At 66.4% G+C, this 15,551-nt stretch carries 14 protein-coding genes; 8 read left to right on the top strand and 6 right to left on the bottom strand.

The features are described from left to right. Positions 1 to 321: ATP-binding cassette domain-containing protein (locus tag AC16JP_RS01050; protein WP_484338747.1), on the top strand; the 321-nt coding region annotated here is incomplete at its 5' end. A gap of 12 nt (positions 322 to 333) precedes the next feature. Here AC16JP_RS01050 and purU read toward each other — a convergent pair. From purU to AC16JP_RS01035, 3 genes are all read right to left on the bottom strand, one after another. After that, positions 334 to 1,197 (bottom strand): formyltetrahydrofolate deformylase, encoded by an 864-nt coding sequence (gene purU / locus AC16JP_RS01045; RefSeq protein ID WP_484338746.1) that lies wholly within the window; start codon positions 1,195 to 1,197, stop codon positions 334 to 336. Further along, on the bottom strand, positions 1,197 to 2,309 hold the full coding sequence (locus AC16JP_RS01040) for an S-(hydroxymethyl)glutathione dehydrogenase/class III alcohol dehydrogenase (RefSeq protein ID WP_484338745.1): 1,113 nt from the start codon (positions 2,307 to 2,309) through the stop codon (positions 1,197 to 1,199). The genes purU and AC16JP_RS01040 overlap by 1 nt, the downstream gene beginning before the upstream one ends. A 95-nt stretch (positions 2,310 to 2,404) precedes the next feature. After that, entirely contained in the window at positions 2,405 to 3,394 is a 990-nt protein-coding gene (locus AC16JP_RS01035) for an NAD(P)H-dependent flavin oxidoreductase (protein WP_484338744.1), read from the bottom strand. Between the two features lie 127 nt (positions 3,395 to 3,521). Between AC16JP_RS01035 and AC16JP_RS01030 the strand changes: the two genes are divergently transcribed. After that, positions 3,522 to 4,775 carry an acetyl-CoA C-acetyltransferase gene (locus AC16JP_RS01030; RefSeq protein ID WP_484338743.1) on the top strand — a complete coding sequence of 418 codons (1,254 nt, stop codon included), beginning with the start codon at positions 3,522 to 3,524 and terminating at the stop codon, positions 4,773 to 4,775. A 14-nt stretch (positions 4,776 to 4,789) separates the two neighbouring features. Here the strand turns inward: AC16JP_RS01030 and AC16JP_RS01025 are convergent, their stop codons facing one another. Further along, positions 4,790 to 5,647: an AraC family transcriptional regulator gene (locus AC16JP_RS01025; RefSeq protein WP_484338742.1), complete on the bottom strand. Its 858-nt coding sequence runs from the start codon at positions 5,645 to 5,647 to the stop codon at positions 4,790 to 4,792. 97 nt (positions 5,648 to 5,744) lie between these two features. Between AC16JP_RS01025 and AC16JP_RS01020 the strand changes: the two genes are divergently transcribed. Both AC16JP_RS01020 and dapE read left to right on the top strand, forming a co-directional pair. Further along, a complete protein-coding gene (locus AC16JP_RS01020) occupies positions 5,745 to 6,398 on the top strand; it encodes a glutathione S-transferase (RefSeq protein WP_484338741.1) in 654 nt (217 codons plus the stop codon). 2 nt (positions 6,399 to 6,400) lie between these two features. Then, on the top strand, positions 6,401 to 7,525 hold the full coding sequence (gene dapE / locus AC16JP_RS01015) for a succinyl-diaminopimelate desuccinylase (protein ID WP_484338740.1): 1,125 nt from the start codon (positions 6,401 to 6,403) through the stop codon (positions 7,523 to 7,525). A 3-nt stretch (positions 7,526 to 7,528) separates the two neighbouring features. Here dapE and AC16JP_RS01010 read toward each other — a convergent pair whose 3' ends face one another. Beyond that, positions 7,529 to 9,160, bottom strand: coding sequence for a GMC family oxidoreductase (locus AC16JP_RS01010; RefSeq protein WP_484338739.1), 1,632 nt, complete (start codon positions 9,158 to 9,160; stop codon positions 7,529 to 7,531). A 115-nt stretch (positions 9,161 to 9,275) separates the two neighbouring features. Between AC16JP_RS01010 and AC16JP_RS01005 the strand changes: the two genes are divergently transcribed. After that, positions 9,276 to 10,199, top strand: a complete 924-nt coding sequence (locus AC16JP_RS01005) for an isopenicillin N synthase family dioxygenase (RefSeq protein WP_484338738.1) — start codon at positions 9,276 to 9,278, stop codon at positions 10,197 to 10,199. After that, a complete protein-coding gene (locus AC16JP_RS01000; RefSeq protein ID WP_484338737.1) occupies positions 10,196 to 11,713 on the top strand; it encodes an alkaline phosphatase in 1,518 nt (505 codons plus the stop codon). Before AC16JP_RS01005 ends, AC16JP_RS01000 begins: the two co-directional genes overlap by 4 nt. A gap of 20 nt (positions 11,714 to 11,733) precedes the next feature. On the opposite strand, the gene AC16JP_RS00995 is transcribed toward AC16JP_RS01000, so the two are convergent. Beyond that, positions 11,734 to 11,871, bottom strand: coding sequence for a hypothetical protein (locus AC16JP_RS00995; RefSeq protein ID WP_484338736.1), 138 nt, complete (start codon positions 11,869 to 11,871; stop codon positions 11,734 to 11,736). Between the two features lie 182 nt (positions 11,872 to 12,053). Here AC16JP_RS00995 and prsK point away from each other — a divergent pair, with 182 nt between their 5' ends. Then, the gene (prsK, locus tag AC16JP_RS00990; protein ID WP_484338735.1) at positions 12,054 to 14,195 is read left to right on the top strand and encodes an XrtA/PEP-CTERM system histidine kinase PrsK; all 2,142 of its coding nucleotides are present in this window, start codon (positions 12,054 to 12,056) and stop codon (positions 14,193 to 14,195) included. Further along, complete coding sequence (prsR, locus tag AC16JP_RS00985) at positions 14,192 to 15,547, top strand: PEP-CTERM-box response regulator transcription factor (RefSeq protein WP_484338734.1); 1,356 nt, start codon at positions 14,192 to 14,194, stop codon at positions 15,545 to 15,547. Before prsK ends, prsR begins: the two co-directional genes overlap by 4 nt. The last annotated feature ends 4 nt before the right edge of the window (positions 15,548 to 15,551 follow it).

The raw sequence follows: 15,551 nt of genomic DNA, 5'->3' as shown, positions 1-15,551 counted from the left end.
CCGGCGCAGCTTTCGGGCGGGCAGCAGCAACGCCTTGCGCTGGCGCGGGCACTGGCGCGCAACCCGCGTCTGCTGCTCCTCGACGAACCCTTCTCGGCAACCGACAGGCCGACCCGCCGCGCGCTCGCCGCAACCCTGCACGAGCTTCGCACCCGCCTTGCCATGCCGACGATCCTCGTCAGCCACGACATCGAAGACATCGCGCCGCTGGCCGACCGCATCGCCGTTCTGGAACAGGGGCGGATCGTGCAGGCCGGGCGCACCGCCGATGTCATCGCCAATCCGGCGTCGGCCTCGATTGCGGAACTGGTGGCGCGCTAGGGCGGCCGCTGCTCAGCGGAACACCACCGTCCGGCCGTTGTTCGGGAACACCCGCTGCTGCGCCACCGCCAGCACTGCGCGCCGCAGCACCCGCGCCTCGATGTCGCGGCCTATCGCGATCAGTTCATCGACCGAAGCGCGATGGTCCACCCGCTCGACCGCCTGTTCGATGATCGGGCCTTCATCCAGATCCTCGGTGACGAAATGCGCCGTCGCCCCGATCAGCTTCACACCGCGTGCATGTGCACGGTGATAGGGCCGCGCACCGATGAAGCCGGGCAAAAAACTGTGGTGGATGTTGATGATGCGCCCGGCAAACTGCTGCACCAGTTCCGGGCCAAGCACCTGCATATAGCGGGCCAGCACCAACTGGCCGGCCCCGGTCTCGTGCATCAGGCGGGCCAGTTCGGCGTCACGCGCGGCCTTGGCGGCAGCGCCCTCGGGCAGCGCGAAAAACGGCAGGCCGTGGCGTTGCGTCAGCGCGCGTGCGTCCTCGTGGTTGGCCGCAACCCCCACGATATCGATCGGCAGCATTCCGGTCTGCCAGCGATACAGCAGGTCGTGCAGGCAGTGCAGTTGCCGGGAAGCAGCCAGCAGCAGCTTCGGCCGCGCATCGGCCGCCACCAGTTTCCAGTCGAACCCGAAGCGGGCGGCAACCGGGGCGATCAGCGCATGCACGGCATCGCGGGTCGGCGGAAACCGCCCGCCCGAAGGCTTGAACAGCAGGCGCATGAAGAAACGCCCGGTTTCAAGGTCGGCATATTGCTGGCTGTCCAGAATGAAGCCGTCGCTTTCCGCCAGCACGCTGGTGACGGCGGCAACGATCCCGACCGAATCGCGGCAGGTGAAAGCAAGGATATAGCCCGGCTCGCGCATCAATAGACGATCACGCTGCGGATGCTCTTGCCTTCCTGCATCAGCGTGAAGGCGGTGTTGATCTCCTCCAGCTTCAGCACATGCGTGATCATCGGGTCGATGGCGATCTTGCCTTCCATATACCAGTCGACGATCTTCGGCACATCGGTGCGCCCGCGCGCGCCGCCAAAGGCGGTTCCCTTCCACACGCGGCCGGTCACCAACTGGAATGGCCGTGTCGAGATTTCCCTGCCCGCTTCCGCCACGCCGATCACCACCGACTGCCCCCAGCCCCGGTGGCAGCATTCCAGCGCCGTGCGCATCACTTCGGTGTTGCCGGTGCAGTCGAAACTGTGGTCGGCTCCGCCATCGGTCATTTCCAGCACCCGCGCGATGATCTGGTCGCGGTCCATGCCGTCGCTGTGCAGAAAGTCGGTCATGCCGAACTGCCGCCCCCAATCGGCGCGCTCGGCGCGGCGGTCGATACCGATGATCCGGCGCGCCCCGGCAAGCCGCGCGCCCTGCACCACGTTCAGGCCGATCCCGCCCAGCCCGAAGACGACGACACTGTCGCCCACCTGCACCTTCGCCGTGTTGACGACAGCGCCAACGCCGGTCGTCACGCCGCAGCCGATGTAGCAACTGGTCTGGAACGGGGCATCGTCGCGGATCTTCGCAACGGCGATTTCCGGCAGCACGGTAAAGTTCGAAAAGGTGGAACAGCCCATGTAATGAAAGATCGGCTTGCCGTTCAGGGAAAAGCGGCTGGTGCCGTCCGGCATCAACCCTTTGCCCTGCGTCGCCCGGATCGCGGTGCACAGGTTGGTCTTGCCGGAAAGGCAGCTTTTGCACTGGCGGCATTCGGGCGTGTACAGCGGGATCACATGGTCACCGGGGGCAACGCTGGCGACACCCGCCCCCACTTCGCGCACGATGCCCGCGCCCTCATGCCCCAGAATCGACGGGAAGATACCCTCGCTGTCGTGGCCGCCAAGCGTATAGGCGTCGGTATGGCAGACGCCCGTCGCCATGATCTCGACCAGCACCTCGCCCGCGCGCGGCCCATCCAGGTCCACTTCGACGATTTCCAGCGGCCTTCCGGCCTCGAACGCTACTGCTGCACGACTTTTCACCGGGGCCTCCTGAAACTGCGCGCTTCCCATAGAACATGTTCCGGCCGGGTGGAATCACCCGGCCGGAACCATGTGCGGAAAGCCGCAGAACCGCTTCACCCCCGGCGGCGAAAGCCCGCCAGCCGGTTGTCGAGGATGGCCTCGGCTTCGGAAACGATGCGGCGGATCAGCTCGTCGCAGGTCGGCACGTCGTGGATCAGCCCCTGCACCATTCCTGCCCAGAACACGCCACGGGTCAGGTCGCCGGTTTCCAGCAGTTCCTTGCCTGCCACGCCCGACACCAGCGCGCGAACATCCTCGAACACCGCGTCGGGGTTTGCCAGCCGCCGCGCCACTTCATCCGACACATCGCTTTTGCCGACCCGCGCGGTGTTGTGGAACTTGCGAAAGATCAGGTGCGTGCCGCGCTCGTCGTTCTCGATATATTTCTGCTTCACATTGTCGTGGATGGGCGCTTCTTTGGTGGCGCAGAAGCGGGTGCCCATGTTGATGCCTTCGGCCCCCAGCGACAATGCCGCCACCAGCCCGCGCCCGTCGCCGAACCCGCCCGACGCCAGCAGCGGGATTTTCACCTTGTCGGCGGCGGCCGGGATCAGGATCAGGCCGGGGATGTCGTCCTCGCCGGGGTGGCCCGCGCATTCGAACCCGTCGATCGAAATGATGTCCACGCCCTTGCGCTCGGCCGACAGCGCGTGCCTGACCGATGTGCATTTGTGCAGGATCACCGTGCCGGGCACCTCCTTCACCGCCTGCCACACTTCGACGACCTGCTGTGTGCCCGCCGTTTCAAAGATGCGCACGCCCGCATCGAGGGCGGCCTTGGCATAACCCAGATAATCCGGCGACATGGTGGTCGGAAACACCGTCACGTTCACGCCGAACGGCTTTGCCGTCATCGCACGGCAGCGTTCGATTTCTTCGGCCAGCGCCTTGGGGCTGGGCTGGGTCAGCGCCGTCAGGATGCCAAGACCGCCCGCATTCGACACGGCCGACGCAAGCCCGGCATAGCCGACGGACTGCATCCCGCCCTGCACGATCGGATGCTCGATCCCCAGCAACTCGGTGATTCGCGTTTTGAATGCCATGCTGTTCCTCCCGGATTTCGGTTCGTTGCTGCCATGCACCCAAAGCCGCAAAGTGCCTGCCTCGCGATTCGCACAGTAGAGCGAACCGCGCAGTGGCTTATCGCATTTCCCCCGAAGGAGAAGGAATATGGCCGAAGCCTATATCATCGACGCAGTCCGCACGCCGCGCGGCGTGGGCAAACCCGGCAAGGGCGCGCTGTCGCACCTGCACCCGCAGCATCTTGCGGCAACCGTGCTGAAGGCGATCGCCCAGCGCAACGGGCTGGAAACGGCAACCGTCGACGACGTGATCTGGTCGACCAGCAGCCAGAAGGGCAAGCAGGGCGGCGATCTCGGGCGCATGGCCGCGCTCGATGCCGGCTTCGACATCCGCTCGTCCGGCATGACGCTCGACCGTTTCTGCGGCGGCGGCATCACGGCGGTCAATCTTGCCGCAGGCATGGTGATGTCCGGCCTCGAGGAATGCATCATCGCCGGCGGCACCGAGATGATGTCGCTCACCACCACCATGGCCGCCGAAGAACGCGCCGCCGGCATGGCGCCGATGATGATGGGCTCGGGCAACCAGCACCTGCAAAAGATTCACCCGCAGTCGCACCAGGGCGTCTGCGGCGATGCGATCGCCTCGATGGAGGGGATTAGCCGCGCCGACCTCGACGCGCTCGGCCTCGAAAGCCAGAAGCGCGCCGCACAGGCGATCGCCGAAGGCCGCTTCGCCAAGTCGGTCGTGCCGGTCCTCAACGAAGACGGCAGCGTCGCCCTCGACCACGAGGAATTCCCCCGCCCGCAAACCACCGCCGAGGGGCTGGCCGCGCTCGAACCCAGCTTCACCAAGATCGCCGACCTGCCGCTCGATGAACGCGGCACAACGTTCCGCCGCCTCATCAACCAGAAATACCCCGACCTCAGGATCGAGCATTTCCACCATGCCGGCAACTCGTCGGGCGTGGTCGATGGCGCGGCCGCCGTGCTGGTGGCCAGCAAGGGCTATGCGCAAAAGCACGGGCTGAAGCCGCGTGCCCGGATCGTCACCATCGCCAACATGGGCGATTGCCCGACGCTGATGCTGAACGCCCCGGTCCCGGCGGCACGGCGGGTGCTGGAAAAGGCCGGTCTATCTATCGCCGACATCGACCTGTTCGAAATCAACGAAGCCTTCGCCGTCGTCGCCGAAAAATTCATCCGCGACCTGAAGCTCGACCGCGACAAGGTCAACGTCAACGGCGGCGCCATCGCTCTCGGCCACCCGATCGGCGCCACCGGCTCGATGCTGATCGGCACCGTCCTCGACGAACTGGAACGCCGCGACCTGAAGCGCGGCCTCGTCACCATGTGCGCCGCCGGCGGCATGGCGCCTGCCATCATCATCGAGCGCCTCTGAAGCCAGCAGCGTGGTCAACCGGGCGGGTGGTGCAGTCCCTGCATCATCTGCCCGATGGCCCGCTCCCGCTCGATCGCGGCAAGCCGCATCAGATTGCGCGGCTCGGCCAGATAGGCAGTCGGTGCCGGCCCCATGAAGGCGCGAAACTCGCGGACGAAATGCGGCTGGTCGGCATAGCTGCCGCCGATCGACTCGGATAATGGCCTGCCGGGGTGGCGCAGGATCTGCTCCAGCGTCCGCAGAAACCGCTGCCGCCGCAGCAACGGTTTGGCGGTAAATCCGAACATGCGCCCGCAAAAACGCTCCAGCGTCCGCTCCGACATCCCGACTTCGCGGGCAAAGGCGCCGACGCTGGCGAACTCCTGCGCAACCAGCGCCCCGTGCACACGCGGCAACGCCCGCCCGGCAGGCGGCGCACTGCGCAGCGTCGTCAGCAGCAGCCGGTCCATCCGCCGCACCCGCGCCGCGTCGTCGTCGCAATGGCGCAGCGCATCCAGCCAGCGGCCGGCATGCACGCCCATCACCGTATCCAAGGGCAGCACCTTGTCGACGAACGGCCTCGCCGAAGTCTGCACCAGCCTGGCCCAGCCATTTGGCAGAATGCCGAAACCGAACAGCCGGGAACCGGCAGCGCCGGTGATCCGCGCCGCCCTTCCCGTCGGCCCGAACAACGAAGCATCGGTCGCGCGCTGCAACGGGCCGCGCGTGCCATCGAAGGCGATCGCCCACGACCCTTCGATCGAAAAGCGCACATTTGCCCATTCAGGCAATAGCCGGTCATCAATCGGCACATCCCCCACATCGAGGGCGTAATAGGTCGAGATGCAGTCGCGCAGGCCCGGATGCGGCAGATAAAAGCGCAGTGACAGCATTTCCCCCCCTGTGAAAATGCTATGCTGTGCATCGGGCCAGCGCAAGCGCCGATCTCTGCCGCTGACACGGCGGCCCGAACGGGCTAACGATCGCCACATGCTGAAACTTCACATCGCCAACCGCCGCTATTCTTCCTGGTCGTTGCGCGGCTGGCTCGCCGCCCGCCATTCCGGCCTCCCCTTCGAGGAAGAATTGATCGACCTCTATTCGACGGAATGGCAGTCGATCCGAACCGGCGGCGTCTATCGCGAGGCGGCGGGCAAGGTGCCGGTTCTGGTCGATGCGGGCGTCACCGTCTGGAACACGCTTGCCATCATCGAATGGCTCGACCGCAAGTCGGGCGGCAGCCGCTTCTGGCCCTCGGCAGACGCGCCGCGCGCCTTCGCGCTTTCGGCTGCGGTTGAAATGCAGGCGGGCTTCATGGCGCTGCGGCAGGCCTGTCCGATGAACTGCATGCGCCACTATCCGGGCTGGCAGCTAGCCGCTGCTGCCTTGCCCGATGTCGAGCGCATCCAGTATCTGTGGGAAACCGGGCTGGCGCGGTTCGGCGGTCCCTGGCTTGCCGGAAACCAGTGGGGCGCAGTCGATATGCTGTTCGCGCCGATCGCCAGCCGCTTCACCACCTATGACGTGCAACTGACGGACGCCGCAAACGCCTATCGGCAGCGGGCGATGGCGTATCCGCTGGTGGCGGAATGGTTGGCCGCCGCCGCGCAGGAAACCATCCTCGCCCCGGATTACGAATACTAGGGATGGATAGCGTCGCCCTCGCCCGTTCGCTGATCCGCTGCCCATCGGTGACACCGGCCGACGCCGGCGCCATCGGCGTGATGGCGCATGTACTCGGCAGCCTCGGCTTCACCTGCCACCGGCTGCGATTCGGCGAAGCGCCCGACGATCCGGTGGAGAACCTGTTCGCCACCATCGGCCAGGGCGCGCCGCATTTCGCCTTTGCCGGCCACACCGATGTCGTGCCGGAAGGGCAGGGCTGGTCGGTCGATCCTTTCGGCGGGGAAATCGAAAACGGTATCCTTGTCGGGCGGGGCGCCGCCGACATGAAGTCGGCGCTGGCGGCAATGGTCGCGGCTGCTGCCCGCCATGTCGGGCGCGGCGCAAAAGGCACGCTAAGTTTCCTCATCACCGGAGACGAGGAAGGCCCGGCGATCCACGGCACCGACGCGCTGCTGCGCTGGATGGCGGAACAGGGCCACCGCCCCGACATGTGCCTTGTCGGCGAACCGACGTCCGCCCACCAGCTTGGCGACATGATGAAGATCGGCCGGCGCGGCAGCCTGAACGCGTGGCTTACGGTTCATGGTGCGCAGGGCCATGTTGCCTACCCGGACAGGGCCGACAATCCGATCCCGCGCCTGCTGGCGATCCTGACCGAACTGCAAGCCCGCACGCTCGACGAAGGCACGCAATGGTTCAGCCCCTCCAACCTCGAGGTGACCGACATCATGGTCGGCAACCCGGCCTCGAACGTCATCCCGGCAGCCGCCCGCGCCCGCCTCAACATCCGCTTCAACGACAGCCATCGCGGCCCCGACCTTGCCGACTGGATCCGCCGGACGGTCGCCGCCCACGCCGCTTCCGCCGAAGTCGAGATCCGGATTTCCGGCGAAGCCTTCCTGACGGCGCCGGGCGAATTGTCGGCGCTGGTGGCAAAAGCCGTCGAAGCGGAAACCGGCCGCTCGCCCGAACTCTCGACGACGGGCGGAACGTCAGATGCCCGCTTCATCCGCCGCATGTGCCCGGTGGTCGAGTTCGGGCTGCCCGGCCAGTCGATGCACAAGGTCGACGAACAGGCGTCCGTCGCCGACATCGAAGCCCTGGCCCGCATCTACGACCGGGTCTTGCAGGCGGTGTTCGCCTAGGCCCTAGGCGGCCGCCGCGCGCGCATCCGCCAGAATCGCGTCGGAAATCTTCTCGGCGATCATGATCGTCGGCGCGTTGGTGTTCCCCGACACCAGCCGCGGCATGATGCTGGCGTCGACCACACGCAGCCCGGCGATCCCGTGCACCCTGCCGGCCGGATCGACGACGGCGCCCGCATCGCCCGCCTGGCCCATGCGGCAGGTGCCGACCGGGTGATAGATGGTCGAGCCCATGGCGCGGGCATATTCCAGCCAGTCAGCGTCCGACAGCGGCCCGGCTACGGGCCGGATACGCGATTCCACCCACGGCTTCAGTGCATCCTGTGCTGTCAGCGAATCACCGAACTTCAACCCCTCGACGATCGTCTGCCGGTCGATCGGATCCGACAGATAGTTGGGCCGGATCGATGGCCGGGCAAACGGGTCCGCCGATATGGCGTGCACCGTGCCCCGGCTTTCCGGGCGAAGCTGGCAGGGGGCGATGGTCAGCCCCGGCAGTTCCTCCAGCACCGATTTCCCGGTTTCCGCCTGCTTTTCCACATCCGCGGTCGCCGGCAGGATAGGAAACTGCACGGCCGGGCCGGAAAGGCCGGGGCGGGTGCGGATATAGGCCTGAATATGCGCTGCCGACAGCGTCAGCAGTCCCTTGCGGGCGACTGCATATTTCGCCGCCTCGGCCACCAGCCGCCAGCCCCGGCTCAGTTCGTTTACGCTGATGGTGCCTGGCTTCAGCCGATACTGCGAACCGACCACATAATGGTCCTGCAGATTGGCGCCGACACCCGGCAGCGCATGCCGCACCTCGATGCCGGCCGCCCGCAGCACCGCCGGGTCGCCGATGCCGTTCACTTCCAGGATCTGCGGCGAGTTCACCGCTCCGCCCGCCACGATCACTTCGCGCGCGGCACGGGCCGTCACCATGCGCCCGTCCTGCCGGAAGGTAACGCCGGTCGCCCGCTTGCCGTCGAACAGGATCTCGGCCACCTGCGCCTCGGTTTCGACGGCCAGATTGCTGCGCTTCATCGCCGGGCGCAGATAGCCCATCGCGGCCGACCAGCGTCGGCCGTTCTTCACCGTAAGCTGGAAATAGCTGATCCCGTCCTGCACCGCGCCGTTCACATCGTCGTTGAAGGCAAGGCCCGCCTGCACGCCGGCCTCGATCACTGCATCGGATACCGGGTGGTGTGTCGTCGCATCGCTTACGTTCAGCGGCCCGTCGCTGCCGTGCAGTTCGTCGTCCAGCCGTTCATTGGCTTCCGAACGGCGGAAATAGGGCAGAACATCGGCCGCGCCCCAGCCGGTCGCGCCAAGTTGCGCCCAGTTGTCATAGTCGGCCAGTTGGCCGCGCACATAGATCAGCCCGTTGATCGACGACGACCCGCCAAGCACCTTGCCGCGCGGCCAGACATGGGTGCGCCCGCCGGTTTCCGGATCGGCCTCGGTTTCATAAAGCCAGTTGACCGAAGGATTGTGCAGCGTGGTCGCATAGCCGACCGGGATGTGGATCATCGGATTCCAGTCGGAAGGGCCTGCTTCCAGCAGCAGTACCCGGTGCCTGCCATCGGCGGTCAGCCGGTTCGCCAGCACACATCCCGCCGATCCCGCCCCGACGATCACATAGTCGAAGTCCATCATGTCCCCACTCTCCCTTTGCTCGCACAGTGGCGCGCAGGAACCCGCTTCACAACCTGTCGGTTGCGCCATGAACCGGCGCCTCGCGCATGGGCGCAATGCGTTCTAAACAGCAGCAATGACGATTCGCGCCGACATCTGCCCAGTGCAGCTTTCACTGGTCGAAACGTCGCTTGCCGATGCCGCACAGCAACTTGGCGACAGCTTCCGCCGCACCGGCTTTGCCGTCGTCGAAGGCCATGGCATCCCGCCCGCCACGATCGACGCGGCGGCTGCGGCAGCGCAGCATTTCTTCGCCCTCCCGGAGGCCGACAAACAGCGCTACCACCAGCCCGGCTGCGCCGGGCAGCGCGGCTATACCCCGTTCGGCATCGAAACCGCCAAGGGGGCCAGCCTCTCGGATCTGAAGGAATTCTGGCACGTCGGCCGCGACTTGCCGGCCGGCCATCCGTTCCGCCACATCATGGCCGAAAACATCTGGCCCGATGATACCGTCCCGGCGTTCCGCCCCGCCATGCAGGCGCTGTTCGCCACCTTCGAACAAACGGGCCGGCGGCTGCTGCAGGCGATCGCCGTACATCTGGGCAGACCGCCGGATTTCTTCGGCCATGCGGTCAGCGACGGCAACTCGATCCTGCGGCTGCTGCACTACCCCCCGGTCGATCCCGGCGCACAGGCCTTCCGCGCCGGCGCGCACGAGGATATCAACGTCATCACCCTGCTGCTCGGCGCCGAGGAAGCAGGCCTGCAACTGCTGTCGCGCGATGGCGAATGGCTGGAAGTGCCGGTGCCGCCGGGATGCCTCGTGGTGAATGTCGGCGACATGCTCGAACGCCAGACCGGCGGCATCCTGCCCTCGACCACGCACCGGGTGGTGAATCCGGACGCCAACCGGCGGCACCTGCCGCGCTATTCGATGCCGTTCTTCCTGCACTACCGGCCCGACTGGCTGATCGAACCGTTCACCGGCAGCGCCGCCATGCCGCCGATCCTCGCCCACGACTTCCTCACCCAACGCCTGACGGAGATCAAACTGTCATGAAACTGCCTCTCGTCGCGATCGCGGCCATCCTTGCAGCGCCCGCATTCGCAAAGCCGCTGGAAACCACCGCCGCCCAGGAACCGACCTGGAAAAAGGCGGAAGGGGAAATCACCGCCCGCAGCAGCACGCCGGGCGCGAACGCGCGGGCGAAGAACGTCATCCTGTTCATCGGCGACGGCATGGGCATTTCCACCATTGCCGCAGCCCGCATCTACGAAGCGCAAAAGCGCGCAAAGGCCGCAGGCGGCACCTATCCCGGCTTCGAGGGCGGCGAAGAAAATCTGCTCAGCTTCGAACGGCTGCCGGCGCGCGCGCTGGTGAAAACCTACAACACCAACGCCCAGGTGCCCGACAGCGCCGGAACCGCAGCCGCCATCAGCACCGGCACGAAAACACGGATCGGCGTGCTGGGAATCCGCCCCGGCCAAGGCCCCGGCACCTGCCGAACACCGGTCGAATTCCCCAAAACGCTGGGCGAACTGGCCCGCGAACACGGACTGGGCCTCGGCATCGTCACCACCACCCGCATTACCCATGCAACGCCCGCTTCGATTTACGCCCACTCTCCGTCGCGCGAATGGGAAGGCGCCGACAGGAACTATCCGGCCGAGGCCCGCAAATCCGGCTGCGCCGACATCGCAACGCAACTTGCCGGGTTTCAGGGCAGCGTCGATGTGGCGCTGGGCGGCGGGCTTGCCCGGTTCCGCCCCAGCGGCAAAGGCGGCAGCCGCGACGACGGCCGCGACCTGGTCGCGCAATGGCAGCAGGCATGGCCCGCCGGCCATTTCGTCGAGACGGCGGCCCCGTTCCGGGCGCTGAACCCGGCCGACCAAGGCCCGGTCTTCGGCCTCTTCAACCCCGACCATCTGGATTTCGCCGTCGACGCAGACCGCAGCAAGGAACCGTCGCTTGCGGAAATGGCGGGCTTTGCCGTCAGGAAGCTGCAGGCGCAGTCCCGGCGTAACGGGCGCGGCTATGTGCTGATGATCGAAGGCGGCCGGATCGACCACGGCCACCATGCCAGCAACGCCTATCGTGCCCTCGACGAAGCAGCCGAACTGTCGGCCACCGTCGCCGAGGTGCTGAAACTCGTCGACTTGAAAGACACGCTGGTGCTGGTCACCGCCGACCACAGCCACAGCTTCACCATGGCGGGCTACCCGCCGCGCGGCAATCCGATCCTCGGCTTCATCCGCCCGCTGGAAGATGGCGAAGGGCGCACGACCGTCGACGCGCAGGGCAATGTCGTCGACCAGTTGGGGCGGCCGATGCCGACGCTTGGCTATGCGAACGGCCCGCTGGAAATCCGCAATCCGCGCGGCAACCTGACCTCGGCGAAATCACCCGAGGACCCGAACTTCCTGCAACCCAAGACGTTCCTGCTGTCGGCGGAAACGCATGGCGGCGAAGATGTGGCGCTGTTCGGCGGCGGGCCGGGCAGCGCGCTGGTTTCCGGCACGATCGAACAGAACACGATCTTCCACATCATGGCGCGCGCGCTGGGCTGGAAATAACGGCGCGCACCAGGGCCGCGTCAGGGCAGCCCGCCTTCGGTGGGCGGCGCTTCCGGCTGGTCGGCGGCCTCGCGGTCGCGGCCTTTGCGCTTGCGCAGATTCTCGCGCAGCGCGGCCTTCAGCCGTTCCTCGCGCCTTGTCTTTGCGTCATCGGCCATGGCCGGTTCCTTCCGTTCACCCGGCTGCCGATACCCTGAACCGGCCGGCTTGCAAACCGGCAGGCGCGTCTGGTTGGCCCATAGCATTGACAAACGATAAGGTGTAAAAACAGTTTACAGCAGGCCTTCGGCCCGCACCAAAGACTTGTCGCAACGGAGGCAATCGGCAAGCCATGCCAACCATGATGAGCACGATCGGGCAACTGAGCCATCTTGCCGCCGTCATCGCCTTCGCGGTGCTGGGGGTGATGCTGCTGCTTCGCCGCGCGCCGACCGGCGTGCGGCTGATGGTGGCGCTGGCTGCGTTCCTGACCGCCTTCTGGGCGCTCGGGCAGGCGATTGCCGGCCGCTTCGGCATCGACAGTTTCCCGTGGCTGTCGCGGCTCGAAACCCTGCGAACCGCCGCATGGATCGGGGTGCTCCTGCTGCTGCAACGGCGCTCGCTCGGCCTGTCCAGCAGCCCGCAGCAAAGCTTCATGGTGGCGCTCGGCCTCGGGTTCGTCATCGCGCTGCAACTCGCGCTCGACATCCTGTTCCAGTTCGGCACCTCCAGCCTGCCGCTTTCCGAACAGCCGGCGGCGGCGCTGCTGCTGGTCGCCACACGGCTGATGCTGGCGATTTCCGGGCTGGTGCTGCTGCACAACCTTTATGTGAACAGCGGCAATGATGGCGGCCTGCACTTCCGACTGTTCGCCGTCGGCCTCGGCGTCATCTTCGCCTACGATCTCAACCTCTATACCCTGTATTTCCTGATCGGTACGCCGAACCACGCCCTGATCGAGATCCGGGGCGCAGTAAACATGCTGGCGGCGCCGCTGATCTATCTGTCGCTCAGGCACGAAAACGACGGGCGTTTCCAGCTATCCCGGCAGGCCGCCTTCCAGACCGTCAGCTTCTCGATGATCGGGCTGTATCTGATCGCGATGTCGGTGCTCGCCTATGGTCTCAAGATCACCGGCGGCAACTGGGGGCAACTGCTTCAGATCACCTTCCTTGCGGTCATGCTGATCGCCGGCGCACTGGTCGCGCTCAGTCCGCGCTTCCGTGCCGAACTCAGGGTGCGAATCGCCCGCAACTTCTACCGCTATCGCTATGATTATCGCGTCGAATGGCTGCGCTTCATCGAAAAGATCGACACCGCGTCCGGCAAGGCGGGCGACATCCCGTTCCGCGAGCGCCTGATCGAAGCAGTGGCGACGGTGCTGGAATGTCCGGGCGGCACACTGCTCGAGCCGGCAGACAGCGGCGCCTACGAAGCCAGCGCGCGCTGGGGCTGGCCGTCGCTCGATCCGCCGCAGATCGCCAGCGGATCGTCGATCATCATGTTCTTCGCCGATTCCGGCAGAATCGTCGATTTCGACGAACTGCGGGCCGACGCGCACGGCAATTCCAGCGGCAGCCACGGCTTCCTGACGCTGCCCGACTGGGCCGCCGCCGACCGGTCGATCTGGCTTGCGGTTCCGCTGGTGCACCGTGGCCATCTGACGGCGATCCTGCTGTTGCAGCGAAGCCTCGCCGCCGCCGACCTCAACTGGGAAGACTTCGACCTGCTGCGCACGCTCGCCCGGCAGGGCGCGTCGTATCTCGCCGAAGCCGAAACCCAGGCCCGCCTCGACGAAGCCCGCAGCTTCGAGGAATATAACCGCCGCTTCGCGTTCGTCATGCACGACGTGAAGAATGTCGTCAGCCAGTTGGGGCTGGTCGCCCGCAACGCCGAACGCCATGCCGACAAGCCGGAATTCCGCGCCGACATGATTGCAACCCTGAACAGCAGCGTCGCCAAGATGACCGACCTTCTGAAGCTGATGGGGCGGCAGGCTGGCGAACAGATGGCGGCGGCGCCCGCGCAGGCCGCCGGTGAAACCGATCTCGCACGGGTGCTGACCATGGTTGCGGCGACGCTCAGGCGGCAGCATTCCGCGCTGGAAATCGATGGCGCCGATCAGCCGCTCGCGGTTTCCGGCGATGCATCGCGGCTGGAAGCGATGCTCACGCACCTCGTGCAGAACGCGATCGACGCCAGCGCACCCGGCGCCCCGATCCACCTGTCGATGCAGGATCGCGGCCACGACGTGCTGATCAGCATCGCCGACAACGGCCACGGCATGTCCGCGGGCTTCATCCGCGACGAACTGTTCAAGCCCTTCCGTTCGACGAAAGACGGCGGCTTCGGCATCGGCGCCTTCGAAGCGCGCGAAATCGTGCGCGCCCATGGCGGGCGCCTCGACGTCGAAAGCGCACCCGGCGAAGGCAGTCGCTTCCTCATCACCCTTCCACGCCAGCATCCCGGCGCCATGGCCGGCACAGGGGCAAACCGCACATGACCGACAACAAACCCGCCCTCCTCGTCATCGAAGACGACGAGGGCCTGCAACGCCAGTTGCGCTGGGCCTACGACGACTATGAAGTGCTGATCGCAGGCGACCGCGCCACGGCCCTTGCCATCCTGCGCGAACGTCATCCGGCGGTCGTCACGCTCGACCTCGGCCTGCCGCCCGACGCCGACGGAACCTCGGAAGGGTTCGCCACGCTCGAGGAAATCATGGTGATCGCCCCGCACACGCGCGTCATCGTCGCCTCGGGGCATGGCGCGCGCGACAATGCCCGCCGCGCCATCGCGCTCGGCGCCTTCGATTTCTACATGAAGCCGGTCGACATCGACGAGCTGGGATTCATCGTCGGCCGGGCGTTCCACGTCTCGCAGCTCGAAGCCGAAAACCGCCGGCTGGCGGCCGCCGCCCAGCCGCAACTCGCCAATCTCATCACCGCTTCGCCGGAAATGATGAAGGTGGCCTCGATGGTCGAGCGGGTGGCGCCATCCGACGTTTCGGTGCTGCTGCTGGGCGCGTCGGGCACCGGCAAGGAAGTGCTGGCGCGCGCGCTGCACGCCGCATCCGGCCGCCGGCCAGGCCCGTTCGTCGCCATCAACTGCGGCGCGATCCCGGAAAACCTGCTGGAAGCCGAACTGTTCGGCTACGAGCGCGGCGCCTTCACCGGCGCCGTCAAAACCACCGAGGGCAAGATCGAACTGGCACAGGGCGGCACCCTGTTCCTCGACGAAGTGGGCGACATCCCGCTGAACCTTCAGGTCAAGCTGCTGCGGTTCATCCAGGAACGGGTGATCGAACGGATCGGCGGCCGCAAGGCGATCAGCATCGACACGCGCATCGTCTGCGCCACCCACCGCAACCTGAAAAAGATGATCGCCGACGGCAGTTTCCGCGAGGACCTCTATTATCGCATCGCCGAAGTGACGATCTCGATCCCCCCCCTGCGCGACCGCGAGGGAGACGCCGCCCTGCTGGCGAACCACTTCCTGCACAGCTTTTCCCCCAACCGGCCGGGTGCTGCACAGCTTCGCTTCGGTCCGGCGGCGCTGGCCGCCATCAACCTGCACAGTTGGCCCGGCAACGTCCGGGAACTGGAAAACCGGGTGAAGCGCGCCGTCATCATGGCCGACGGGCAGTCGATCACCCCCGACGACCTCGACCTTGCCGACACCCCGGAAGCAGCGGTGCAGACGCTCAGGGAATCGCGCATGATTTCAGACAGGCGCACCATCACGGCCGCCCTTACCGCAGCCGCCGGTTCGATCAGCCAGGCCGCCCGTCTGCTCGAAATCAGCCGCCCGACACTCTATGACATGATCCGCGATCTGGGCATCGAAACGCCCTGACCGC

Source organism: Sandaracinobacteroides sp. (assembly GCF_057137845.1).
Note: the sequence above shows the minus strand (reverse complement) of the source record. Positions and strands in the feature narration are given on the sequence as shown.

Excerpts from the sequence above, each read along its gene's own strand:
- AC16JP_RS01035 (WP_484338744.1), bottom strand. The coding sequence starts at position 3,394 with ATGGCATTCAAAACGCGAATCACCGAGTTGCTGGGGATCGAGCATCCG.
- AC16JP_RS01030 (WP_484338743.1), top strand. The coding sequence starts at position 3,522 with ATGGCCGAAGCCTATATCATCGACGCAGTCCGCACGCCGCGCGGCGTG.
- AC16JP_RS00995 (WP_484338736.1), bottom strand. The coding sequence starts at position 11,871 with ATGGCCGATGACGCAAAGACAAGGCGCGAGGAACGGCTGAAGGCCGCG.
- AC16JP_RS01005 (WP_484338738.1), top strand. The coding sequence starts at position 9,276 with ATGACGATTCGCGCCGACATCTGCCCAGTGCAGCTTTCACTGGTCGAA.
- prsK (WP_484338735.1), top strand. The coding sequence starts at position 12,054 with ATGATGAGCACGATCGGGCAACTGAGCCATCTTGCCGCCGTCATCGCC.
- dapE (WP_484338740.1), top strand. The coding sequence starts at position 6,401 with ATGGATAGCGTCGCCCTCGCCCGTTCGCTGATCCGCTGCCCATCGGTG.
- AC16JP_RS01010 (WP_484338739.1), bottom strand. The coding sequence starts at position 9,160 with ATGATGGACTTCGACTATGTGATCGTCGGGGCGGGATCGGCGGGATGT.
- AC16JP_RS01020 (WP_484338741.1), top strand. The coding sequence starts at position 5,745 with ATGCTGAAACTTCACATCGCCAACCGCCGCTATTCTTCCTGGTCGTTG.
- AC16JP_RS01000 (WP_484338737.1), top strand. The coding sequence starts at position 10,196 with ATGAAACTGCCTCTCGTCGCGATCGCGGCCATCCTTGCAGCGCCCGCA.
- AC16JP_RS01025 (WP_484338742.1), bottom strand. The coding sequence starts at position 5,647 with ATGCTGTCACTGCGCTTTTATCTGCCGCATCCGGGCCTGCGCGACTGC.
- purU (WP_484338746.1), bottom strand. The coding sequence starts at position 1,197 with ATGCGCGAGCCGGGCTATATCCTTGCTTTCACCTGCCGCGATTCGGTC.
- prsR (WP_484338734.1), top strand. The coding sequence starts at position 14,192 with ATGACCGACAACAAACCCGCCCTCCTCGTCATCGAAGACGACGAGGGC.